This window comes from Bacillota bacterium (assembly GCA_040754675.1).
Classification (GTDB): Bacteria; Bacillota; Limnochordia; order Limnochordales; family Geochordaceae; genus Geochorda.
This window is the reverse complement of sequence record JBFMCJ010000585.1, coordinates 1-2,461: the sequence shown is the minus strand read 5'-3', so window position 1 is coordinate 2,461 and position 2,461 is coordinate 1. Positions and strand designations below refer to the sequence as shown.

At 68.3% G+C, this 2,461-nt stretch carries 2 protein-coding genes; both read right to left on the bottom strand.

Annotated features, from left to right (window positions below; all coding sequences use genetic code 11):
• Positions 1-950 (bottom strand): discoidin domain-containing protein (locus tag AB1609_21215; protein ID MEW6048956.1); only part of this gene is annotated, 950 nt, incomplete at its 3' end.
• 22 nt (positions 951-972) lie between these two features.
• On the bottom strand, positions 973-2,461 hold a 1,489-nt coding region (locus tag AB1609_21210), incomplete at its 5' end, for a hypothetical protein (protein MEW6048955.1).

Sequence of the window (2,461 nt, the reverse complement as noted above, 5' to 3'; positions counted from 1 at the left end):
GCCCCGGGGTCCGGCCAGCCGGACACCGCGTCCCAGGGCAGGCCGGGCTGGCCGTACTGCCCGACCACCGCGGCCCGGCCGGAAAACCCGGGGCCTTCCGGCAGCGTCCACTCCGGTGCGGACAGGATCTCCGTGGCCGGCACCCTGCCCAGCACGGCCGCTTCAACCAGAGCCGTCCAGTCGTAACCGCTGTCGGCTTCCACCTTGACCCACCGTGCCCGGGTCCCGGCCGGGAGGGAAAGGGACAGGGTCGGGCTCTCCGGCGCCCTCGACTCGGGCGCCGTCACCGACCCCTCGGCCACCGGGACGAACGAGGAGCCGTCCACAGACAGGCTGACCCGCGCCCAGCGGCACTGGCTCCCGGCACCCCCAAACCACAACTGCACCCCGGAGATGTCGAGCTCGCGGCCCAGGTCCCTCAGCCACCACCCCGGAAGTCCGCTGTTCGCGTTCCATATGTCCGTGAACTTTCCATTGCAGGCCTGGGCTGCGCTGGAGCCGGAAGACGAGGCCGTGACGGTGCCCTGAACATGCCCCGACACCATCAGCGCCACGTTCACTGAGGGCCGGAGCTCGGGCAGGGCTGGCCCGTACATGACAGAGAGCCTGGCGTCGGGAAGCGCCGGGACGGGAACGCTGAAGCTGCCGTCAGAGGCGGCTTTGCCCTTCCCCACCTCGATGCCCCGCCACAGCACAGCCACCTCGTCCCCGCCGGGCACGGCGCCCGGAGCACCTGCCACAATCGTGCCTGAAACGGCCACCGGCCCGTTGCCCAAAGCCGTCTCGATACTTTTGACCTGCAGCCCCTCTAGGCTCAGCATCTGCACAAACCGCAGCGGCCACGGCAGCACTCCCGACAGCTTCGCCCTGACACCAGCACTGGGCAGGCTGAAGGCAACGACCAGGACCGCAAGCAGGGCAGCTAGCAACACGCAGCACCGCTTACCCATCTGTATCACCCCCTATCCGTTTTCAGTAGAGCATCAGGTAACCCGCACTGCTCCAACAGGGATCGCCCGTCCGCAGGACGACCCTGCCGGAAGCGTCCTTCAGGGTTGCAGCAACCCATCCAGGGTTGTTGCTCCCCACCACCGCGTTTGCAGCATGAAGGGCAAGCACGTGGCGCCCCGGCCGGAGTTGAACTGGCAGCGCGGCAAAAATGCCTCCGTGAGAGTGCCCGACGCAAACCCCGTCCAGCCACACGGTCACCCGGTCATCCGCGGCCACATACAGGGTACCGTCCATGGTCTCAACCACGTCAAACTCCGCCCTGAAACCCACCTCTCCAGCAGGGGCACCGGACAGCGTGCCCGGCTCAACCCAAACCTTCCACGCCGCAGGATCGGGGTCAGTCCCGCACTGTGCAAGCAGCTTTACCGGTGCACCCGGAGCCGGGTTGCCCGGCTGCGCCCAGTCGGGACACACGTTTTCCGCTTGCCAGCCAGGCCCGCCCGAGCGTGCGAGCACCGTCCCCGCCAGATCGCGCACGCTCACAAGAAGCCCCGCGGGGCTAGCACAGGAACCCGCCACGTTCCCGCTGCTTTCGCACTCGAACGCCAGCACGTGCCGGCCCGGCGGCAGAATCACCGGCGCTGCAGCCCAATAGCCTGCTCTGTTCCAGGACCACAGCTCGCGTCCGTCCACCCACACGGAGGCCTTGTCATCAGCGGCAACCGAAATGGCCGCAGCAGTGCGCGCGGGAAGGTCCACCAGGACGCGAAACCTCGTGGTTCCAAAGGGGGCGTCACAGTTTGCTCCGGCAAGCGTCCAGACCCAGCGCGCTTCCGGGTCAGACCAGCCCGGGGGATTGTGCCCGGACCAGCTCGCAGGCGCCACGAGCACCACCGGCGCACCGCTTAACCCGGAACCTTCGGGCAGCGCCCAGGAGGGGGCATGCGACAGGGAGTCGGCCGGAAGCGGGGCCATAACAGCAACCTCGCGGAGTTCCGTCCAGTCCCCGCTCGTATCGGAGCCCTGGTCCGAGACCACTTTCACGTGGCGCGCCTGCACCGGCTCCGGGAAGCGGTGAACGAAGGTCACGTCCTCGAACGTGTAGGCCACAGCGCACGTGCGGCTCAGGGACACGTCAGGCGCCTGGGGAAAGGCGGCTCCATCGGCGGCCAGGTACACGTCGTCCGTGCGCAGCTGCGACCCATTGGGGCCGCCGTGCCAGATCCAGATTTCTTCCACCGAGTAGTCCTTGCCCAGGTCCCTCGCCACCCAGTGCGGCTTGCGATCCCCGCCGTTCCAGCGCCCGTCGCCGTACGGCGTGGCACCGCTGGCCGGCCAGGCGAAAAACCCGTCAAACGCGCACTGAGGGGGACAACCGGAGCAGTATTTGTCAGCACTGGCGGTCCCCCGGTCTTCACCCGGGACAAGCAACGCCACGTCAGCCACGAGTCTCAGGTCGGGCAGGCCGCTCCCGTACACCACCGAAACCCGAGGGTCGGGCAGGACAGGG